At 33.4% G+C, this 20,455-nt stretch carries 17 protein-coding genes and 1 riboswitch; of the genes, 10 read left to right on the top strand and 7 right to left on the bottom strand.

All coding sequences use genetic code 11. From position 1 onward, the window contains the following. Window positions 1-171: 171 nt before the first annotated feature. Window positions 172-735 (bottom strand): Crp/Fnr family transcriptional regulator, encoded by a 564-nt coding sequence (locus ACYSNX_RS09860; RefSeq protein WP_461754513.1) that lies wholly within the window; start codon window positions 733-735, stop codon window positions 172-174. Between the two features lie 422 nt (window positions 736-1,157). Between ACYSNX_RS09860 and ACYSNX_RS09865 the strand changes: the two genes are divergently transcribed. From ACYSNX_RS09865 to ACYSNX_RS09890, 6 genes are all read left to right on the top strand, one after another. Then, a complete protein-coding gene (locus tag ACYSNX_RS09865) occupies window positions 1,158-3,008 on the top strand; it encodes a M1 family metallopeptidase (RefSeq protein WP_461754514.1) in 1,851 nt (616 codons plus the stop codon). Between the two features lie 289 nt (window positions 3,009-3,297). Next, on the top strand, window positions 3,298-3,741 hold the full coding sequence (locus ACYSNX_RS09870; RefSeq protein WP_461754515.1) for a hypothetical protein: 444 nt from the start codon (window positions 3,298-3,300) through the stop codon (window positions 3,739-3,741). 397 nt (window positions 3,742-4,138) lie between these two features. Then, a complete protein-coding gene (locus tag ACYSNX_RS09875) occupies window positions 4,139-5,089 on the top strand; it encodes an ABC transporter permease (RefSeq protein WP_461754516.1) in 951 nt (316 codons plus the stop codon). Further along, window positions 5,082-6,029 (top strand): iron chelate uptake ABC transporter family permease subunit, encoded by a 948-nt coding sequence (locus tag ACYSNX_RS09880; protein ID WP_461754517.1) that lies wholly within the window; start codon window positions 5,082-5,084, stop codon window positions 6,027-6,029. The genes ACYSNX_RS09875 and ACYSNX_RS09880 overlap by 8 nt, the downstream gene beginning before the upstream one ends. Next, on the top strand, window positions 6,026-6,784 hold the full coding sequence (locus tag ACYSNX_RS09885; RefSeq protein ID WP_461754518.1) for an iron ABC transporter ATP-binding protein: 759 nt from the start codon (window positions 6,026-6,028) through the stop codon (window positions 6,782-6,784). The genes ACYSNX_RS09880 and ACYSNX_RS09885 overlap by 4 nt, the downstream gene beginning before the upstream one ends. A gap of 20 nt (window positions 6,785-6,804) precedes the next feature. After that, window positions 6,805-7,737, top strand: coding sequence for a siderophore ABC transporter substrate-binding protein (locus ACYSNX_RS09890; RefSeq protein WP_461754519.1), 933 nt, complete (start codon window positions 6,805-6,807; stop codon window positions 7,735-7,737). 200 nt (window positions 7,738-7,937) lie between these two features. Here ACYSNX_RS09890 and ACYSNX_RS09895 read toward each other — a convergent pair whose 3' ends face one another. Next, entirely contained in the window at window positions 7,938-8,360 is a 423-nt protein-coding gene (locus tag ACYSNX_RS09895) for an acyl-CoA thioesterase (RefSeq protein WP_461754520.1), read from the bottom strand. A 146-nt stretch (window positions 8,361-8,506) separates the two neighbouring features. Then, window positions 8,507-8,602: riboswitch (adenosylcobalamin-variant (AdoCbl-variant) riboswitch) on the bottom strand. Window positions 8,603-9,074: 472 nt separating this feature from the next. Here ACYSNX_RS09895 and ACYSNX_RS09900 point away from each other — a divergent pair. The 4 genes from ACYSNX_RS09900 to ACYSNX_RS09915 all read left to right on the top strand — a co-directional run bounded on the left by ACYSNX_RS09900 (window position 9,075) and on the right by ACYSNX_RS09915 (window position 14,883). After that, entirely contained in the window at window positions 9,075-10,040 is a 966-nt protein-coding gene (locus tag ACYSNX_RS09900) for a phosphoribosylaminoimidazolesuccinocarboxamide synthase (protein WP_461754521.1), read from the top strand. Between the two features lie 19 nt (window positions 10,041-10,059). After that, entirely contained in the window at window positions 10,060-10,695 is a 636-nt protein-coding gene (locus tag ACYSNX_RS09905; RefSeq protein ID WP_461754522.1) for a nitroreductase family protein, read from the top strand. A 267-nt stretch (window positions 10,696-10,962) separates the two neighbouring features. After that, window positions 10,963-13,368, top strand: coding sequence for an alpha-ketoacid dehydrogenase subunit alpha/beta (locus ACYSNX_RS09910; protein ID WP_461754523.1), 2,406 nt, complete (start codon window positions 10,963-10,965; stop codon window positions 13,366-13,368). A gap of 249 nt (window positions 13,369-13,617) precedes the next feature. Beyond that, window positions 13,618-14,883: an aminotransferase class I/II-fold pyridoxal phosphate-dependent enzyme gene (locus ACYSNX_RS09915; protein WP_461754524.1), complete on the top strand. Its 1,266-nt coding sequence runs from the start codon at window positions 13,618-13,620 to the stop codon at window positions 14,881-14,883. A gap of 182 nt (window positions 14,884-15,065) precedes the next feature. Here the strand turns inward: ACYSNX_RS09915 and punC are convergent, their stop codons facing one another. From punC to tsaD, 5 genes are all read right to left on the bottom strand, one after another. Further along, window positions 15,066-16,235: a purine nucleoside transporter PunC gene (gene punC, locus ACYSNX_RS09920; RefSeq protein ID WP_461754525.1), complete on the bottom strand. Its 1,170-nt coding sequence runs from the start codon at window positions 16,233-16,235 to the stop codon at window positions 15,066-15,068. Between the two features lie 111 nt (window positions 16,236-16,346). Beyond that, window positions 16,347-17,522: a THUMP-like domain-containing protein gene (locus ACYSNX_RS09925; protein WP_461754526.1), complete on the bottom strand. Its 1,176-nt coding sequence runs from the start codon at window positions 17,520-17,522 to the stop codon at window positions 16,347-16,349. Next, window positions 17,523-18,614, bottom strand: coding sequence for an AI-2E family transporter (locus ACYSNX_RS09930; RefSeq protein ID WP_461754527.1), 1,092 nt, complete (start codon window positions 18,612-18,614; stop codon window positions 17,523-17,525). A gap of 17 nt (window positions 18,615-18,631) precedes the next feature. Further along, window positions 18,632-19,339: a 16S rRNA (uracil(1498)-N(3))-methyltransferase gene (locus ACYSNX_RS09935; RefSeq protein WP_461754528.1), complete on the bottom strand. Its 708-nt coding sequence runs from the start codon at window positions 19,337-19,339 to the stop codon at window positions 18,632-18,634. Window positions 19,340-19,354: 15 nt separating this feature from the next. After that, the gene (tsaD, locus tag ACYSNX_RS09940; RefSeq protein ID WP_461754529.1) at window positions 19,355-20,377 is read right to left on the bottom strand and encodes a tRNA (adenosine(37)-N6)-threonylcarbamoyltransferase complex transferase subunit TsaD; all 1,023 of its coding nucleotides are present in this window, start codon (window positions 20,375-20,377) and stop codon (window positions 19,355-19,357) included. Window positions 20,378-20,455: the final 78 nt, after the last annotated feature.

The following is a 20,455-nucleotide window of genomic DNA, read 5'->3' on the forward strand; positions in this document are numbered from 1 at the left end:
AGTTTTGTCCTCCATACTACATTAAATAAGCAAGTACTAAGACGAGCAGGTTATCCATCTCTAAATGACATCTACTTAAAAGTATCGTAAAGTTAAGAACCGCCTTGGTACGGAACCGTATGCCGGGTGGTGTGAAAGGTCGGCTGAAGAAATAATCTTCAGCCTCCTATTCTATTCTTGTTTTTTTAAGGCTCTATTTAACGTTCTAGTAGTTATTCCTAAATATGAGGCAATATCTTCTTTGGTTAAATTGACATTTTGCAGCTTTTGCAGCTCTATGAGCTTCTCCAAAGCATGTTCTACCGTATAAAGCTGTTGAAAAGAAGCTTTGCTACTTGTATCGTATAGTCGAAGGGCTTCGATATGCAATAAAGTGTGATTAAAAGTTAAGTCGGTTTGCAATAGGTGTTCAAAAACCGAAGCTGGAATAATATAGGCTTGTACTGGAGTAATTGCTTGAACGGAACAAAGGCAATTTCGTTTTGAAATCATTTCAATTTCTCCCATTATTTCACCAGTGCTCAAAAACTCAGGAATATACTCTTTTCCATTTTCTTCTGTGATATAGCATTTTGTAATACCTTCCTTGATTACAATAACTTTAGTTACAGCATCTCCCTGATTTAAAATCTCCTCTTTCGGTTTAAAAGTCTTTAGCAAAATTTTGTCACTAAAAACCTCACTTTGCGCAAGGCTTTCTATATAAGATAGGAATTCAATATTTTTTCTTAACATTTTTTTATCTGCTTAAGGACAAATGTCCTATAAAGGTTATATAATTATTTAGAGATTTGCACTATCAAAATTAAGGAAATATCTATTATAATATACAGTTAGTGTATGTGTTTTTATAAGTTTAGTGTTTATAGATATTACTTAAGTGTTGTGTGATATAATTGTGTACATCACAATAAAAGTGATAATGTGTATTTTCAAAAAATGGGAGAACTAAGTAAGTGGAGTTTCTCCCATTTTTTATTTATTACTTTTTAAAATAAAGTACAAAAGTAATGATTTTGTTTTAAATCAAAGTACAGTAGTTTTCAATTAACGCTTTAGTAATAGAAGGCAAAAGACAGATAAAAAAGCAATAGATAAGACCCCTTAAGTGGATATTTATATATTTGCAACTTGAAAATGTATTTTTTATTGACCTTATGAAAACACCTTTTAAAGTATTCTTGGCTTTGTGTGCAGCTACGGCTGTTGTTTCTTGCCAAAATAAGTCCGAATCTGCTTCGCCTATTCTTGTAGATAATCAAAGTTTTGCAGAAATTAATAATGCTAAAATAACCCATTTACTATGGGATGTTGAGGTAGACTTTAATCAAAAAATTATAAAAGGAAGCGCAGAGTATGATTTTCAAAACAATAATGCCACAAGTATTGTCTTTGATACAGATCATTTGATAATTGACTCTGTACAAGTTCAAGGACATAGTGCCAAATGGGAATTAGCCCAAAGAGACTCTATTAAAGGATCTGCTTTAAGGGTTTTTATAAGCGATGCAGATACTTTGGTTAAAATCTATTATCAAACAACGCCAAAAGCTAGTGCCTTACAATGGCTAGAGCCTTCTCAGACTCATGATAAAAAGTATCCATTTTTATTAACCCAAGGCCAGCCAATTTTGACAAGATCTTATATTCCTATTCAAGATACCCCAAGTATTCGCCTTACGTATAATGCAAAGGTAAAAGTTCCTAAAGATTTGATGGCTGTAATGAGTGCTACTAATGCCAAAGAGAAGAATGATTCGGGAGTGTATCATTTAGAAATGGACCAGCCCATAGCGCCATATTTAATTGCATTAGCTGTTGGGGATTTACATTATAAGGCAATTGATCAGCGTACAGGAGTCTATGCAGAGCAAGAATTGCTCTCTAAAGCTTCTTGGGAATTAGCTCAATTGGATACTATGTTGCAAGCTGCAGAAGAACTTTACGGACCTTACCCATGGAAGCAATATGATGTGCTTATTTTACCGCCTAGCTTTCCTTTTGGAGGGATGGAAAATCCCCGTTTAACTTTTGCTACTCCAACTATTTTAGTCGGCGATAGATCTTTAACCAATTTAATTGCACATGAGCTAGCTCATTCTTGGTCTGGTAACTTAGTTACAAATGCCACATGGGATGACTTTTGGTTAAACGAAGGCTTTACGGTGTACTTTGAAAGACGTATTATGGAGAAGGTATTTGGTAAAGATTACGCTGATATGATTAGTGTAAATGGTTATCAAGATTTACAAACCTCTATGAATCTTATAGATAATCACTTTACTTCTTTATATGTGGATTTACATGATAGAAATCCCGATGATGCTTTCTCTGATGTTCCTTATGATAAAGGTTATTTGTTCTTAAAAATGCTAGAGGATCGCTACACTCGAGATACTTTTGATGTTTTTGTCCAAAAGTACTTTGCGGACAATGCTTTTCAAACTATGACTACAGCTAATTTTGTAGACTACCTAAAGGAAAACTTAACCCATGGAGAGGATGATTTTGTTCAAAACTGGATTTATGATACAGGTTGGCCAATTGAATTTCAAAAGCCAAATTCCTCCTTGTTAGATCAAGTAGATAGGCAATACAAACAAGATGTGGCGTCTTTTAGTGAAAAGGAATCTTTTGAAAAAAGGCCAACGGATTGGTCTACCAATCAATTTGTACATTATATTAGGTCCATTGATACCCAAAGCCTAAGTAAAGAGGATTTAGCTAAAATAGATCAATTATACGATTTTACAAACAGTAATAACGCAGAAATACAGTGTGCTTGGTTTGAGAAATCCTTTTTATTACAATACGCTACCGTAAATGAGAATGCCACAGCATTTATGTCTACAGTTGGTAGGAGGAAATTTCTAGAGCCTTTGTATTTGGCTTTAGTTGATTCGGGGCAAATAGACCTAGCAAAGCAAATTTATGCCCAAGCAAGAGAGAACTATCACTTTATAGCTAGGCAAACTATCGATAATTACTTGAATTATTCTGTGGAATAATAAAATATAAAGACCGTTGTAAATAAAAAAAAAAGGAAAAAAGATTTCCTTTTTTTTTATTTAATTTAACTAAGCTTAACATTTTAAAGGCCTAAAAGAGGGCAAGTAGTAACTTGTTTTGGTATATTTTACTTTTTGTATGGTATTTTTAAAGTTAATTAAATTAATATTTTATCATAATTACTGAAGTTAACTTATTATTTTGTAGATTTAATTGAGTTTTAGTAAAGGTTTTAAGTTAATTTAAAAACTTTTAAGTATGAGAGGTTTAAAATTTAAAAGTAGGGCTATGAGTAAGAGGTATTTAGTAATTGTTGTTGTAAGCTTAGGTTTATTATTGGGAGGCTTAGCGGGGTGCTCCACGGATGACAGTAATAATGATCGCGATCCGAATCCAGTTATGGAGGTGAATTTACATAATATAAGTAAAAAGTGGACTGCAGCTCATTTTAATTTTTCAAGTTCAGCCAATGACTATAAACTTGAGAAGAGTTTATTGCAAAAATCTGTTTTCATCATTTCTTTATTAAAGGGAGGAGATCTTGAGGGAATTAATAACTATGATTTGGAAAAGTACAGTGGGAGTTTTGAATTGGAGGCGGGAGTTATTAAAGTGGCATTAAATGACGGTTCTATCTATAAATTTAAAGTTAGCGAATTGCGTAGACGCACTATGCTACTTAAACCTATAGATAGTGCTATAGTAGAGTCTATAGAGTTAGTGACGCCTTAATACAATTTTTGAGTTTGTAAACATAAGTAGCCATTAATACCAAAAGGTGTTAATGGCTACTTATTTTAGAAGTGTTTCTAAAAGAGATAGTATTTCAAAAACAATTTTTTTGGTTTTATTATGGCATTTTAGCTATTAGTGAGATTTAAATATTGCTTTATAAAATAAAGTATCGAATTGTATTATGTTTCATTTAATAGTTATTATTTTGTTTATTTAATGTGTTATGATTTATTTTTGTGATGAATATTCAATTCTGTATTAAGATTATTGCATTTGTTTGTTTGTGTTAGCCTTGTTGGGGAATATTTAGTTTGATTTTTGTTTTGTTACACTTGTCATACTTTTATATATTTGCCATTATTTAATTTTATTCTAAATAAAAACAAGCTTTAAAATGATAAGAATTTTACTAGTTCTTATACTCCTAATACTTTCCTTTATCTCCATTTTTATTGGAGTTAAGGATATATCTATTTTCAATATCCATCAGTTTACTCAAGATGAGGTAATGGTTATTTTGGTGAGTAGAATCCCAAGGATGATTGCCGTATTGATTGCTGGGGTAGGTATGAGTATTTCAGGTTTAATCGTGCAACAAATTTCCTTGAATAAATTTGTGTCTCCTACCACAATGGGGACCTTGGATGCCTGTAAAATGGGTATACTCTTTAGTATACTGTTATTTCCTAGTGGCGGGATTTTTGTTAAAATGACTTTGTCTTTTGTTATTGCACTTTTAGCTAGTATGGTGTTTTTAAAAATATCCTCAAAAATAAAAATGAGGAATATTATTTTTGTACCGTTAGTAGGTATTGTTTTTGGTAATATCTTAAGTGCTATTTCTACTTTCTTTGCCTATAAATACAATTTGGTGCAAAATATGGAAGGGTGGCTAATTGGGGATTTTTCAGCTATTTTAAAAGGAAATTACGAGATATTATACCTAGGAGTACCAATTGTCTTTTTAAGCTATTTATATGCCAATAAGTTTACCATTATAGGCCTAGGAGAAGATACTGCTAGTTCTTTGGGATTAGATTATAAGAAAATTACCTATTTGGGATTGTTTTTTGTAGCTATCACCTCTACAGTAGTTGTTTTAACTGCTGGTGTTATACCTTTTCTAGGACTTATTATTCCAAATATCGTAAGCTTAATGTTTGGGGATAACCTTAAGAAAACCATTAGCTATACTGCTTTAATTGGAGCGATTTTCTTATTGATTTGTGATATGATTAGCCGTCTAATTATTGCTCCATATGAAATTCCAATCGGCCTTACAGTAAGTATTATTGGAGGAGTTATTTTCTTGGTATTAATCTTTAAAAAGACTAAAAATGTTTAAGAATAAGGTTATCACCATTTTATTTGTAGCTCTACTGTTTTGTATCGCTATTTATATGTTCACCTTTACGGGGACTAAATTAGATTACGTTTTACCAAGAAGAGGGTATAAGGTATTAGCTATGCTACTTATTTCTTTTGCTATTGGGTATTCTAGTATTGTTTTTCAAACCATTGCAGCCAATAGAATCTTAACACCTTCTATTATGGGGTTTGATTCTTTTTATTTGCTTTTACAGAGCTTACTTGTTTTTGCTTATGGGGATAGAACCTTTCAAGTGCTTAATACCCAGGCTAACTTCTTTGTTTCAGTAGCTTTAATGTTGCTTTTTGCCCTGGCAATGTATTATGCCATATTTCGCAGACAAAGTAAGAGTATGTATCTTTTGTTATTAGTAGGACTTTTAATGGGAACGCTTTTTAGAAGCTTCTCCTCCTTTATAGTAATGTTAATTGATCCCAATGAGTTTTTGATTATTCAAAATGCAATGTTCGCCTCTTTTGATAAAATTAATCTTCATTTATTAGGAGTCTCTGCTGTAATTCTTGTGGCTGTGATGCTATGGGGGGTACGTTATTTTAGATCTTTAGATGTAATGAGTCTAGGTAGAGAGAACGCTATTTCTTTGGGCGTAGATTACCATGGGGTTATTCGCGCCAATTTAATGCTTATTTCAGTTATGGTTGCCATTTCTACGGCTTTGGTAGGACCTATTACTTTCTTAGGTGTATTGGTAGCAAATTTAACTTACGAGATTTGTAAGAGTAGTAAACATATATACATGGTAAGTACATGTTGTCTTTTAACTTCGGTTACCGTAATTGGAGGGCAGTACTTAGTAGAACATTTGTTTAATATGTCTACCACAATTAGTATTATTATTAATTTTGTGGGAGGTATTTATTTTATTTATTTATTATTAAAGAGCAATAAATCATGATAGAAGTTAAGAATATTCGTAAGGCTTACGGAGAGAAGATGATATTGGATGATGTGTCGGTTAACTTCCCAAAGGGAAAAATTACCTGCTTGGTTGGTGGTAATGGAACTGGTAAGAGTACACTTCTATCTATAATAAGTAGATTGGTAGCTAGAGATTCTGGAGAGATTAATTTATTAGATCAAGATGTTACTGGTTTTACAAGTAGAGATTTTGCAAAGCGTTTATCTATCCTAAAGCAAGCCAATAATCCTAATGTTCGATTAACAGTAAAAGAATTAGTATCCTTTGGACGTTTTCCTCACAGTCAAGGTAGGTTAACGGGCTATGATATGGAGAAAATCGATGAGAGTTTGGACTTTATGGGACTTACCTCAATGAAGGATCAGTATATTGACGAGTTAAGTGGTGGGCAAAAACAGCGTACTTTCTTAGCCATGGTACTAGCTCAAGATACGGAGTATATTCTACTAGATGAGCCTTTGAATAACTTGGATATGAAGCATTCAGTGGAGATCATGAAGATTTTACGCGTTTTAGCTGATCAATATGGGAAGACCATTATTATTGTAGTTCACGATATCAACTATGCTTCGTCTTATGCAGATTATATTGCGGCTGTAAAAGACCATAAGATTATTCATTTTGGACCTACTCAGGATATAATTACGGAAGACATTATGAAAGAAGTTTTCGATATCGACATGACTATTGTGGATAACTGTGATAATAAAATATGTATATACTTTAAGTAAACTATCAATACTATATAAATATGAATAAATTTTTAATAAGCTGTTTAGCAGCATCAATAGGGCTTTTGGTTTCTTGTAAAGACACTAAAACTCAACAAGAGGATCCTAATGTAAAACAAATTACGGTGTCTCACTTATCAGGAGAAACTAAAGTGAAAGAAGATCCTAAAAATGCAGTAGTATTAAACTATGGTGCTTTAGATACATTTGATGAATTAGATATTCCTGTTAAAGGACTTCCAAAAACTAATTTGCCTTCGTATTTACAAGAGTATGGCAAAGATGCCTCTATTGTAGATGTTGGTGGGATTAAAGATCCAAACCTGGAGAAAGTAAATGAATTGGATCCTGAGATTATTATTATTTCTGGTAGACAAGCTCCATTATATGATGAATTAAGCAAAATTGCTCCAACAATTAATCTTGAGATAGATCCAGCGAATTATATGGAATCCTTTAAAGCCAATCAACGCATTATTGGTGAGCTTTATGGTAAACAAGATCAGGTTGAGAAAGAACTAGAGGATATTGACAAAAGAATTGCTCATATTAACGAATTGACTAAAGACTCTGATAAAACTGCTTTAATGGTGTTAGTAAACGAAGGTCGTTTTAGTGTTTATGGACAGGGGTCTCGTTTCGGAATTATCCACGATGTGTTCGGTTTAAAACCTGCAGATACTAATATTCAAGCTGCTAGCCATGGACAAGCAATCTCTAATGAGTTTATTAAAGAAGTAAACCCAGATTACTTATTTGTAATTGATAGAGGTGCTGCAGTTAAGCGTACTAAAATGACAAAAGAGGAATTTGCAAACGAGCTTATCAAACAAACTAATGCTTATAAAAATGATAAAATCATTTTCTTAGACGCAGAAGTTTGGTACTTATCAGGTGGCGGACTTAAGTCTATCAAAATGATGGTAGAAGAAATAGAAGATGCTGTAAACTAATTATAGCTTGAGTATAAAAAAGGAGCTGTCTCACAATTGAAGACAGCTCCTTTTTGTTTTAAAAAATATTGAGTTTTACTTAGTATAATTTTATTATTTAATCTAAAATGTAAATTATACCTAATAAATTATTTCAAAATGACAGCGAAGTAATCTCTATGAGATAGTTCCCCTTTTTTTGTGCTATATTTTGGGTAGAATTAATCTATTTCGTCTATAACAGGAACAGGACGTTTACTTTCGTTAATAGCAACTAGGGTAAAGTTTCCGGTGATTGCTTTTTCACGTCCTTCTCTATACATGCTTTCTACAAAGACATCAACGCGAACATCTAAACTAGTTCTTCCTACTCTGGTGACTGTTCCGATTAGCTCCACTAGAGTACCTGCTGGAATAGGGTGATTGAAATCTACCTTATCACTAGATACCGTTACAATTGGCTTGCGACAAAAGCGAGTTGCTGTCATGAAGGCAATTTCATCCATGATGTAAAGTACCGCTCCACCAAACATAGTATTGTGGTGATTAGTTTGTCCTGGGAAAACTGCACGGAAAACATGGGTTTGAGAGTCTTTGATTTTTTTTGCGATTCTTTGTTCTCTATTTGTTAATTGACTTTCCATAGTAATTAAATGTTTTTTTGAGTTTTTTATCCCACTGTCTAATAGGCTAATCAAAAATTCTAACAATAGATAACAAATTTCTACTTATAGTGTAGGTAGAAGCTATCCTGTTACTTTGATTCGCGAAAGTCAGGTGGTTTGTTTTTGTTTTTTTGGTGGTCTGACTATTAAAATATAATTCTAATTCACAGTTGCGCGACAGTTCGTGAGTTTCACACGATTCCCCAAACTAATATAGTAACGTTATTTTGTCACTTTATTGGTGCAAAGATAGTAACTAAAGGCAAAATAAAAGTTTTTTATATTTTATTTATCATAAAATGAGTGCTTTTTATTTATTAGCATTCATTTTTATTGGTTTTACTGTTGTTATATCAAGTTTCTATGTAATGTTAATTGGATAATTTCCTATAAGGGGAGTTATTGGTTTTGTTTTAGGTAAGGGGAAAGTGTATAAAATTTATTTTTTTAATATAAGTAGTGAAAAAAAGATAAACTACTAAAGCTATAAAAGAGTTTAATTATTAAATTTGTAGTATTGAATTACAAAGGTGCTTGATAGAAGTAGGGGGTATTCTCTATTTATAATAGTATTTTATGGAATACTTCTTATCTTAGTACAACTCGATTTGTGAAAGCTTTGCTTTGCTGGCTTTTTTAGGCAGTATTCTTGTAAAGACAGGGAATAATAAAAGAACTACACAATTTTTACATATGAGACAAAACACAATAACACAGACTGATTTTTCTTTTGAAAATCAAACTTCGGTTTACAAAGGCAAAGTAAGAGATGTTTACACTATTGACCATAAATATTTGGTGATGGTTGCAACGGATAGACTTTCTGCTTTTGATGTGGTTTTACCTAAAGGAATTCCTTATAAAGGGCAGATTTTAAATCAAATTGCCACTCGATTTATGGAGTTAACAAAGGATATAGTTCCTAATTGGCTTATTGGGTGTCCAGATCCAAATGTGATTGTAGGAAAGGCTTGTACTCCTTTTAAAGTAGAAATGGTTATTCGAGGTTATTTGGCAGGTCATGCCGCTAGAGAATATCAAAGTGGTAACAGGGTTATTTGTGGGGTAGAGTTGCCAAATGGCTTAAAGCAAAATGACAAGCTTCCATTTCCCATTATCACTCCTTCTACTAAAGAAGACCTAGGACTACATGATATGGATATTTCTGCAGAGCAGATTATTCAAAAAGGGATTGTAAGTCAAAGTGATTATGCTATATTAGAAAAGTACACTAGAGCTTTATTTGAGAGAGGTTCAGAATTTGCTTTAAAACAAGGATTGCTTTTAGTAGATACTAAGTATGAATTTGGTAAGACAATCGATGGAGAAATCGTTTTAATAGATGAAATTCATACTCCGGACTCTTCCAGATATTTTTATGCAGATACTTATAAGGGATGTCAAGAAAATAATCTACCTCAAAAGCAATTATCTAAAGAATTTGTTCGCGAATGGCTTTTAGAGCAAGGATTTAGTGGAAAACCTGGTCAAAAGGTGCCTTTTATGAGCCAGGAATATGTGGAATCTGTTTCCCATAGGTATATGGAGTTATATAAGCATATTATGGGCTGTGAGTTTGTTAAAACAGACGATTCCGACCCCTTAGCCAGAATCCAGCATAATGTTGAAACCTTTTTTAAAGAACATAGGGAAGAGTAATCCCTAAAAATATTTTTATATGGAATTATTACAAGCCTTAAAATGGCGATATGCAACTAAAAGATACGATGCTAATGTGAAATTAGATAAGGCTCAGGTAATGGATATTATCGAAGCAGCTCGTTTAGCCCCGACTTCTTCTGGACTTCAACCCTTTGAGGTTATTTGGATTGAAAATCAACAAGTAAAACAAGAGTTGTCTCCTATTATAATGAATCAAGCTCAAGTAGTGGAGTGTTCTGATTTACTATTGTTTGTTGCTTGGGACACCTATAGTTCTGAACGTATAGATCAGGTTTTTGATCATATGGAAAAGACTCGTGAATTGGAAAAAGACAGTATGTTAGACTACAAGAATAGTTTAAAGGCTCATTTTTCTTCCCTAAGTGCAGACCAGCAATTTGATCATGCAGCACGTCAATCTTATATTGGATTAGGAATGGCTGTTGCAGCGGCGGCTGAATTGAAAATAGATGCTTCTCCTATGGAAGGGTTTCACAATGATCAATTAGATGCTTATTTTAATTTAGAAAGCAAAGGTTTGAAAAGTGTAAGTGTACTAGCTTTAGGTAAACGCGATACTGCAAATGATTGGCTTTTACCTTTAAAAAAGGTTAGGAAATCGATGGAAAACTTCTTAACTATTATCCGATAATATCGACAAAAGCCCTTCCCTTTTAAGGAGGGCTTTTTTTATGTTTACCTATAGATTATATAAGGAGTTTTTTAAAAACCGTATTGATAGATTCCTATTGGGTAGTTAAAAAATTGGCATAATTTATTAAAAGTGTAATTTTTTATTTGTAAAATTATCTAATGTGTAAATCTCCTTTCTTTTTATTCTAAATAATGGTGTGTTAAATGTTAGCTTTTTTATCTTTAATATTCTATATTCGTAACCGGTAAATAAGATAATTTTACAATGAGTCAAAAGCAAAAAAACAAAACCCTTCCTTTAGTAGTAACTAAAGAGCAGGCATTAGAAGATTATAAAATAGCAAGAATCAGTAGAGAATGTAGTTTACTTGGTAGGCGAGAAGTGCTTACTGGGAAAGCTAAGTTCGGTATTTTTGGTGATGGAAAAGAAGTGCCACAATTAGCTTTAGCTAAAGCATTTCAAAATGGTGATTTTCGTTCAGGATACTACCGCGATCAAACTTTTATGATGGCTATTGGCCAATTGTCAATTCAACAGTTTTTTGCTGGATTATTTGGAGATGCAAATATTGAACATGATCCAATGAGTGGTGGTAGACAAATGGGTGGACATTTTGCTACACACAGCTTGGATAAAGACGGAAATTGGAAAAATCTAACACAGCAAAAGAATTCGAGTGCAGATATTTCTCCTACAGCAGGACAAATGCCTCGATTATTAGGATTAGCGCAAGCTTCTAAATACTATAGAGAATTTCCAGAGGCTGATAAAGCTAATAATTTTTCTGTAAACGGAAACGAAATTGCTTGGGGTACAATTGGAAATGCTTCCACTTCAGAGGGATTGTTCTTTGAAACAATCAACGCAGCAGGTGTATTACAAGTTCCTATGGTAATGAGTGTATGGGATGACCAATATGGAATATCTGTACATGCTAGATACCAAACAACCAAAGAAAACATATCGGAAATCTTAAAAGGATTTCAAAGAGATAAAAATGGTAAAGGATATGAAATTCTTCGCGTTAAGGGATGGAATTATGTAGAGTTAATTAAGACCTATGAAAAAGCATCTAAAATCGCAAGAGATGAGCATGTTCCTGTTTTAATTCACGTGGATGAGTTAACCCAACCACAAGGACATTCCACTTCTGGATCTCATGAAAGATATAAGAGCAAAGAACGCTTAGAATGGGAAAGAGAGATGGATTGTTTACTTCAAATGAGAAAGTGGATTATCGAACAAGGTTTTTCTACAGAGCAAGAATTAGATGAGTTGGATAAAAAGCTTAAAAAGGAAGTTTTAGATGGTAAAAAAGCTGCTTGGCAAGCTTATATCAATCCAATTATTGAAGAGAGAAACACGTTGGTAGAGGTATTAAAGCAAGTTGCAACTTCTAGTGAGCAACAACAAGCAATTGAAAAGATAGCTCAAGATTTAAGTCAAATTAAAGAACCAATTCGCAAAGATGTTTTATCGGTTGCAAGAAAGGTTCTTCGCATGGTTATAAAACAAGGTAATAAAACGCCTTTAGTAGATTTTATTAAAGATTATTTCTTAACAAATCAACCTAGATTCAGCTCGAACTTAATGAGTGAATCCGATTTAAGCGCTCTTACCATTGAGGAGGTTAAGCCACAATATGATCAAGATGCACCTGAGGTAGATGCAAGAGTTATTTTAAAGGATAACTTCGATCATATTTTCACTAATAATAAAAATGTGATGATCTTCGGAGAAGACAGTGGGAACATTGGAGATGTTAACCAAGGTCTAGAAGGTCTTCAAGATAAACACGGTTTAAATAGAGTAAGTGACGCAGGTATTCGCGAGGCTACCATTTTAGGTCAAGGAATTGGAATGGCTATGAGGGGACTACGTCCGATTGCAGAAATCCAGTACTTAGATTATCTTTTATATGCTATTCAAATCATGAGTGATGATTTGGCTACATTACAGTACAGAACAGTAGGGCGTCAAAAAGCTCCACTAATTGTTCGTACAAGAGGACACCGTTTAGAGGGGATTTGGCATTCAGGTTCTCCAATGGGAATGATCATCAATGCTCTTCGTGGTATGCATGTTTTAGTACCTCGTAATATGACTAAAGCAGCAGGTTTTTACAATACTTTATTAAAATCAGACGAGCCTGCCTTATTAATTGAATGTTTAAATGGATACCGTTTAAAAGAAAAATTACCAAATAACTTAGGGGAATTACAAACACCTATTGGTGTGGTGGAAACTATTCGTCAAGGAAGTGATTTAACTATTGTTTCTTACGGATCTACTTTGCGCTTAGTAGAACAAGCAGCAAATGAATTAGCAGAAGTAGGAATTGAAGTAGAGATTATTGATGCTCAAAGTTTACTTCCTTTTGATATTAATCACGATACAGTAAAGAGTATCGCTAAAACAAATCGTTTACTAGTGGTAGATGAAGATGTTCCGGGCGGTGCTTCTGCTTACTTACTACAGAAAATTTTAGAAGAACAAGGAGCTTATATGCATTTAGATAGTGAACCAAGTACATTAAGTGCTAAAGCTCACCGTCCTGCTTATGGAACTGATGGAGATTACTTCTGTAAACCATCTAGCGAAGATATCTTTGAAAAGGTATACGCAATGATGCACGAAGTAAACCCAAGTTTATATCCAAGTTTGTATTAAAGATACATGGGAACCTTCCATAATTGGAAGGTTTCTGCTTTTATACCAATAAGGTGTTTTATCTGATCAAGTTGATCAACGGCTCGGTCTATTTGGTAGTCTTCACACAGAATATAAGTAAAATTCTTGTGAAAATTAATTTTTTATTTTAATTTTAGATAGATTTATGCAAATAAATGTTTCGCTTTTATTATGAAAGCATACAAAATATGATTAATTTTGCATTTGTTTTTTAAACATAGTTATATTATGGTAAACGATTTATTTGACAGAATACAGAAAAATAAAGGACCTTTAGGAAAATGGGCTTCACAAGCGGAGGGATATTATGTGTTTCCTAAATTAGAAGGACCTTTGTCAAATCGTATGATGTTTCATGGAAAAGAAGTTATTAACTGGAGTATCAATGACTATTTAGGTTTGTCAAATCACCCAGAGGTGAGAAGAGCAGATGCTGAGGCGGCGCAAGAATATGGAGCGGCTTACCCAATGGGAGCACGTATGATGTCTGGGCACACAACAATGCACGAACAATTACAAGATGAGTTAGCGGCTTTTGTACACAAAGAAGCAGCTTACCTTTTAAACTTCGGTTATCAAGGAATGGTTTCTATCATCGATGCATTAGTTACAAAGAATGATGTAATTGTATATGATGTAGATTCACACGCTTGTATTATTGATGGTGTTCGTTTACATATGGGTAAACGTTTCACTTATATGCATAATGACATTGAGAGTCTTGAGAAAAACTTAGAGCGTGCAACTAAAATGGCTGAAACTACAGGTGGCGGTATTTTAGTGATCACAGAAGGTGTTTTCGGGATGAGAGGACAGCAAGGAAAATTAAAAGAAATAGTTGCTTTAAAAGAAAAGTATAACTTCCGTCTTTTAGTGGATGATGCTCATGGATTCGGTACATTAGGTGCTACTGGAGCTGGTGCGGGAGAAGAGCAAGGATGTCAAGACGGAATTGATGTATACTTCTCAACTTTTGCAAAATCAATGGCTTCTATTGGTGCTTTTGTAGCAGCTGATCAAGATATCATTGATTACTTAAAGTACAACCTACGTTCTCAGATGTTTGCTAAATCATTGCCAATGATTTTCACATTAGGAGCTTTAAAAAGATTACAGCTTTTAAGAGAGAATCCTTCAATGAAAGCAAAGTTATGGGAAAACGTAAACATGCTTCAAGATGGTCTTAAAGAAAGAGGATTTGATATTGGTGATACAAACACTTGCGTTACTCCTGTTTATTTAAAAGGAAGTATTCCAGAGGCAATGGTAATGGTAAACGATTTAAGAGAGAATTACAATATCTTCTTATCAATTGTTGTTTATCCAGTAATTCCTAAAGGAATTATCTTACTTCGTATGATTCCTACAGCGATGCATACTAAAGAAGACATTGATGAAACACTTAAAGCTTACGAAGGAATTCGTGAAAAATTAGTAAGTGGAGAATATAAAAGAATTGCAGAAGCTACAACAGTAGATGTTACTAATGCATAATTTATAGATGATACAAAAACAAAAGGGGCTGTCTCACACTTGAAGACAGCCCCTTTTTGTTTAATAAATATCGTATTTTACTTAGTATAATTTAATTATGTAAACTGAAATAAAAACTATATCTAATAAATTGCTTCTGGAAGATCGTGAAGTAACCTTTATGAGATAGCCGCTCTTTTTGTTTATAATGAGGAATTCTTATTGGATATTTTATAGCCTAGATAAACGAAAAATACCGTACTGGCCATTACAATACACGTTGTTAGCAAGGCGTTTTGTGAGAATACAGACACTATCGCACTGGTAATGAAACAAGTTCCGAGTTGAATGGTATTTTGTAATGCAGAGGCTTTTCCTGAGTTTTGTTTAAAGGGTTGTAATGCCTGAGCTACTGCAATGGGGTAACTAGCTCCATTTACTAAGGCCATTAAACAAAATGGGATCATAAGGGTAAGTAAAGTTGGTGTGGTAAATAAGGCTAGGGCTAAAAGTGCACTAACACACAGACTATAGATAGTTAGTAAATAAGGCATTAACTTTTCTGCTTTTACCTTTTGACTAATACTTCTATATCCATATCCCCCTAGTAAGAATGCGATTGTTTGTGGGATAAAACTAAGACCTATTTCAGCTTCGTTATAACCTAATTCCTTTAAAAAGAAAGGAGAACCGGTAAGCCATGCAAAAAAGGTACCTGAGCAAACAGCATAAATAAGAACATTACCCAAAAAAGCAGTGTTTTTTAAGATGGGGTAATAGCCCTGTTGGGTGGTATTTTGTTGTTGTTTTTGGTTGTCATTTTCTAGAGTTAATGTGTATAACATTAGGGCGGTAGCAAGTATAGCTAAAAATATAAAGATATATTCCCAACCAAAATACTGTGATATATAAACCCCTAATAAAGGTGCTAAAGCAGGCGATAATGCTACAAGTGGCATAATAGTAGCAAATACTCTATTGGTTTGTTGCTTAGGGTATTTTTCTATAACCAATGCTTGCCAAGAGACAGCCCCTGCACAAACTCCAAAGGCTTGTAGTAGTCTAAAAATTAATAAAGTATAGATGTTAGTGCTGAAAAAGATAGCAATACTAGCTATGGCAAAGATACCAAGGCCAATTAAGATGACTCTGGGTTTGCCTATTTTATCCGAAAGAGGTCCCCAGAATAATTGGGCTAAAGCATAACCACCTAGAAATAAGGTTAAACTTGCCCCAATAAGAGACTTATCTGTACCAAGGTCATTTTTCATGGTATCAAAAGCAGGTAAGTACATATCTGTGGCAAGGAAGCCTATAATGCTTAGTCCGGTTAAATAGATTAAAAAAAACGTATTATTTTTAATTTTATTCATTTAGTTTATAATTTTAATAGGATAATATGTTTTGATAAGCTTTATGTTAAAGCACTTCCCTAATGGTGTGTAAACAAAAAAGCTAAAGAGTTTTCTTTAGCCTTTTGTACTTTATATTTTTTGGCAAATAATGAAAACTTTCTGTTCATTACGCAAGGTGGTGAAAAATATATAGATATCTCCACCTTCTTTTACTTTCCATTTTTTTCGTATTTCCTCCACTTTTAAAGGGAAGTTACGCGTGGTTAGATTCGCCTTTATTCCCTGTAACTGTTCTTTTGTATTTGCTTTATTGTAAAGATGAGTTGAAAGAACTTTAAAACTTCTACCTGGGAAGGATATTAACTCACTACCGGTATATAAATGGGAGTGTTGGTGCAGCTTGCCAATGTTGAAAATTGCAGAAATACAATCAAATTTTCCTGTTTTTAATAAAGCGGCATTAGGCTCATAAAGATAAAGGGAAAGATCTTCAAATTTAGCACTACACTCTTGGGAAAGACAAACTGTGAAACTATCTGTTTTGTCCTTTTGAATATTTACAGCGATTAATTCTATTTCTTGTGTATAGTCTTTTTCTATAACCCAAAGTAGTTCTTTTACTTCGTTGTTTAAAGCAACTATATGTACTTGCTTTACATTGGAAAGTTCTTTTAAACCGGCTTGTATATCTAAAAGAGGTGCGGTTTTTACTAGTATAGTATTGGTTTTAGAAAACAATAGATCTAAATGTTCTACTACATTAGGAGTACAATCACTCAAAAGAAAAACCTTTTGTTTTGCGTCATTTCTTCGTGCTGGATCCAGGTAAATATAATCCCATTTTTGATCGGTATCTCGGATGTACTCTATACTATTGGCACAGATACATTCAATGTTTGTTTGGGAAAACTCCTTAAAGTTATGCTGAGCAATTTGACTTAACTCCTCTTGTATTTCAATATGGGTTAGCTTTTCTATATTTTTAGAGAAATAGTAACTATCTATACCAAACCCTCCTGTTAAATCAACTAATGAATCTCCCTTTACTAAGTTAGCTTTGTATTGTGCACAAGGTTCAGAGGAGGTTTGTTCAATAGATAATTTACTTGGAAATAAAATATTTTTGGTAGCATACCATAATGGTAGCTTATTTTTAGCTCTTTGTTTAGACTCTATTTGTGGTAGTAAATCTGCCATGGATAGATGGGAGAAAGGGCTTTTTTTTAAAGCCAATTTCTGCACATTGGAGGCTAAATTTTGCTCTATAAATTCTTGTACTTCTTGTTGTAAAAGTGCTGTTTTCAATTATAATTTTTTTGTTAGTATTTGTATAAAGCGCACATTGGGCAGGAATTCTTTTCCAATCACCTTTAGACAAGTATAAAAAGGAACTGCGGCTATCATTCCAAATATTCCACCAAGCATACCAAAGGCTAAAATCACAAAGAAAATTTCAAGAGGGTGTGATTTTACGCTATTCGAGAATATTAAAGGTTGGTTGATAACATTGTCAATTAATTGAATAATTAAAAAGCCAATCAATACCGTTAGTGCTTTAGGTAAAGTAACTTCTGTGAAGTTATCTCCCAAGAAACTTAACATGGTAAATATTATGGCTAAACCATTTCCAATTAAAGGGCCTATATAAGGTATTAGATTTAAAAGTGCACATAGGAAGGCAATCATCAAAGAGCCATTCACACCAACGGATGCTAGTAGGATAAAAGATAAAATGAAAATTATACAGGTTTGGGTTAATAACCCAATAAAGTATCTAGATAATAAAGTGTTTATCTTATCTATGGAGCTAATCACTTTGTTTTCATGCTTTAAGGGGAAAGCTTTTTTAAATTGGTATTCTAGTACTACTTTGTCTTTTAAGAAAAAGAAAGCAATAAATAAAATAGCAAATACACCTATTCCAAACTGGCTAATAGCTCCTAAAAGGGTATTAAATAAATCAGGTACGAAATCCAATTTAAAAGGAGATCGCAAATTACTACTTTCTATAACCTGATTTAGATTTACTCCCTTAGTAGAGAAGTAAAAGTCTATTTTACTAATTAGACCATTGAAGTCTTCTTGAAGGTGAGAGTTGTTTAATACCGATAAATTATGTGCCTGGGTAGTAAACAGTGGGATGAACATAAAAATAAATCCTACAAAAAAGGCCAGGAAAATAAGTATAGTGATACTTACGGATAATATTTTGGAGAATTTACATCTTTTCCTTAGTAATACTACAATTGGATTTCCAATTAAAGCCAGTACAAAGGCAAATCCCATGTATATAAATAAAGGTGTTATTACGTAAAGTAGACAGCCTAGAGCTGCAATTGCAAAAAGGACTAATACCGCCCTTACAATACCTTTAGAAATAATTTTGGAAGTTACCATAGTGTTTAAAAATAAATTTATTGGTTAGCGAAAACAAAACTATGCACACCTACTACGGCTGCTGTTTCAGTTCTTAATCGCGTATGTCCAAGAGAAACAGGTGTAAAACCTTTTTCTATTGCTTGTTTAATTTCCTTTGTGGAGAAGTCTCCCTCTGGACCTATTAAAAGTAAGTAATTTTTATCTGGTGTGATAGCGTTTTTCAATAAAGTTTTTTCTTTATCCTCTTCGCAGTGTGCAATATATAAATCGCCTGAAAACTCTTGGTTTAGAAAATCTTTTAAGGAAATTGGCTCATTGAGTTTTGGTAGGTAATTCTGCAAAGATTGTTTCATTGCGGATTGTACTATTTTTTCAAACCTTTCCATTTTCACTATCTTTCTTTCAGAATGCTCACAAATAATTGGGGTTATTTCATTTACTCCAATTTCTGTGGCTTTTTCTAAGAACCACTCATATCTTTCATTCATTTTTGTAGGAGCTACAGCAATGTGAATATGGTGTTTAGTAAGGGGATCTTTTCGAAAATCAATGATTTTCGTAACACATTTTTTATCCGATTCAAGGGTAATTTGAGTAGTGAATAAGGTCCCTTTTCCATCACTTACGTGTAGGATGTCGCCACTTTTCTTTCTTAATACACGAACAATATGTTTGCTTTCTTCTTTGTCAAAAGTAAAAGTATCTTGGTCTTGATTTATATCAGGGGAATAAAATAACTGCATAATCAGGCTTTTTTGTTAAAATTCAATTCTAGCTTTAGATACTACGGAAGAATCTGCAAATAGAGATTCTTTAAAACGGTAATATCCTACAATTCCAATCATTGCAGCATTGTCGGTGGTGTATTCAAATTTAGGGATATACACTTTCCAATGGTGCTTTTTTTGTGCTAAAAGTAAGGCTTGTCTAATTCCTGAGTTTGCTGAAACTCCTCCACCTATGGCAACTTGTTTAATGCCAGTTTGCTTTATAGCTAATTTTACCTTATCCATAAGGATCTCAACTATGGTATGTTGAATGCTTGCGCAGATATCGGCTTTGTTTTGCTCAATAAAATCTGGGTTAACTGCTAGGTTTTTCTGAATGAAGTATAGAATTTGTGTCTTTAATCCGCTAAAACTAAAGTTTAAACCATCCACTTTTGGCTTTGTAAAAGCAAAGGCCTTAGGATTTCCTAGTTGTGCCCATTTGTCAATAAGTGGACCTCCAGGGTAAGGAAAACCAAGGATTTTAGCAGTTTTATCAAAAGCTTCTCCTACAGCATCATCTGTTGTTTGTCCTAATATTTCTAAATCAAAGAAACTATTTACTTGAACAATTTGAGTATGTCCACCTGAGATAGTAAGAGCTAAAAAAGGAAAAGTTGGCTTGTCAAATTCTTTTTCTTCTATAAAGTGGCATAAAATATGAGCATGCATATGGTTTACAGCAAGTAAAGGAATACCTAGCGCTAGGGACATGGACTTAGCAAAAGAGCCTCCTACTAATAAAGAACCCATTAGTCCTGGACCTTGGGTAAAGGCAATACCACTTAAATCATTTTTAGTTATTCCTGCCTTTTGTAAAGCTACATCTACCACAGGTACAATGTTTTGTTGGTGAGCTCTAGAGGCTAGCTCAGGAACTACTCCTCCATATTGCTCATGGATTTGTTGTTGTGCTACTACATTTGAAAGAACTTTGTTATCTTGCATCACAGCTGCCGATGTATCATCGCAAGAGCTTTCAATGGCTAGAATATAAGTAGGTTTTGTGGACATTTTATATGGTAATGTAATTGTTTGTAATGAAAAATTATATCTGCTGAATTATTGCATACAAGTCTTTAAAATAACTAA

Source organism: Myroides sp. LJL115, from assembly GCF_054871665.1.

Coding starts and splice junctions, on each gene's coding strand:
- ACYSNX_RS09860 (WP_461754513.1), bottom strand. CDS start 735: ATGTTAAGAAAAAATATTGAATTCCTATCTTATATAGAAAGCCTTGCG.
- ACYSNX_RS09865 (WP_461754514.1), top strand. CDS start 1,158: ATGAAAACACCTTTTAAAGTATTCTTGGCTTTGTGTGCAGCTACGGCT.
- ACYSNX_RS09870 (WP_461754515.1), top strand. CDS start 3,298: ATGAGTAAGAGGTATTTAGTAATTGTTGTTGTAAGCTTAGGTTTATTA.
- ACYSNX_RS09875 (WP_461754516.1), top strand. CDS start 4,139: ATGATAAGAATTTTACTAGTTCTTATACTCCTAATACTTTCCTTTATC.
- ACYSNX_RS09880 (WP_461754517.1), top strand. CDS start 5,082: ATGTTTAAGAATAAGGTTATCACCATTTTATTTGTAGCTCTACTGTTT.
- ACYSNX_RS09885 (WP_461754518.1), top strand. CDS start 6,026: ATGATAGAAGTTAAGAATATTCGTAAGGCTTACGGAGAGAAGATGATA.
- ACYSNX_RS09890 (WP_461754519.1), top strand. CDS start 6,805: ATGAATAAATTTTTAATAAGCTGTTTAGCAGCATCAATAGGGCTTTTG.
- ACYSNX_RS09895 (WP_461754520.1), bottom strand. CDS start 8,360: ATGGAAAGTCAATTAACAAATAGAGAACAAAGAATCGCAAAAAAAATC.
- ACYSNX_RS09900 (WP_461754521.1), top strand. CDS start 9,075: ATGAGACAAAACACAATAACACAGACTGATTTTTCTTTTGAAAATCAA.
- ACYSNX_RS09905 (WP_461754522.1), top strand. CDS start 10,060: ATGGAATTATTACAAGCCTTAAAATGGCGATATGCAACTAAAAGATAC.
- ACYSNX_RS09910 (WP_461754523.1), top strand. CDS start 10,963: ATGAGTCAAAAGCAAAAAAACAAAACCCTTCCTTTAGTAGTAACTAAA.
- ACYSNX_RS09915 (WP_461754524.1), top strand. CDS start 13,618: ATGGTAAACGATTTATTTGACAGAATACAGAAAAATAAAGGACCTTTA.
- punC (WP_461754525.1), bottom strand. CDS start 16,235: ATGAATAAAATTAAAAATAATACGTTTTTTTTAATCTATTTAACCGGA.
- ACYSNX_RS09930 (WP_461754527.1), bottom strand. CDS start 18,614: ATGGTAACTTCCAAAATTATTTCTAAAGGTATTGTAAGGGCGGTATTA.
- ACYSNX_RS09935 (WP_461754528.1), bottom strand. CDS start 19,339: ATGCAGTTATTTTATTCCCCTGATATAAATCAAGACCAAGATACTTTT.
- tsaD (WP_461754529.1), bottom strand. CDS start 20,377: ATGTCCACAAAACCTACTTATATTCTAGCCATTGAAAGCTCTTGCGAT.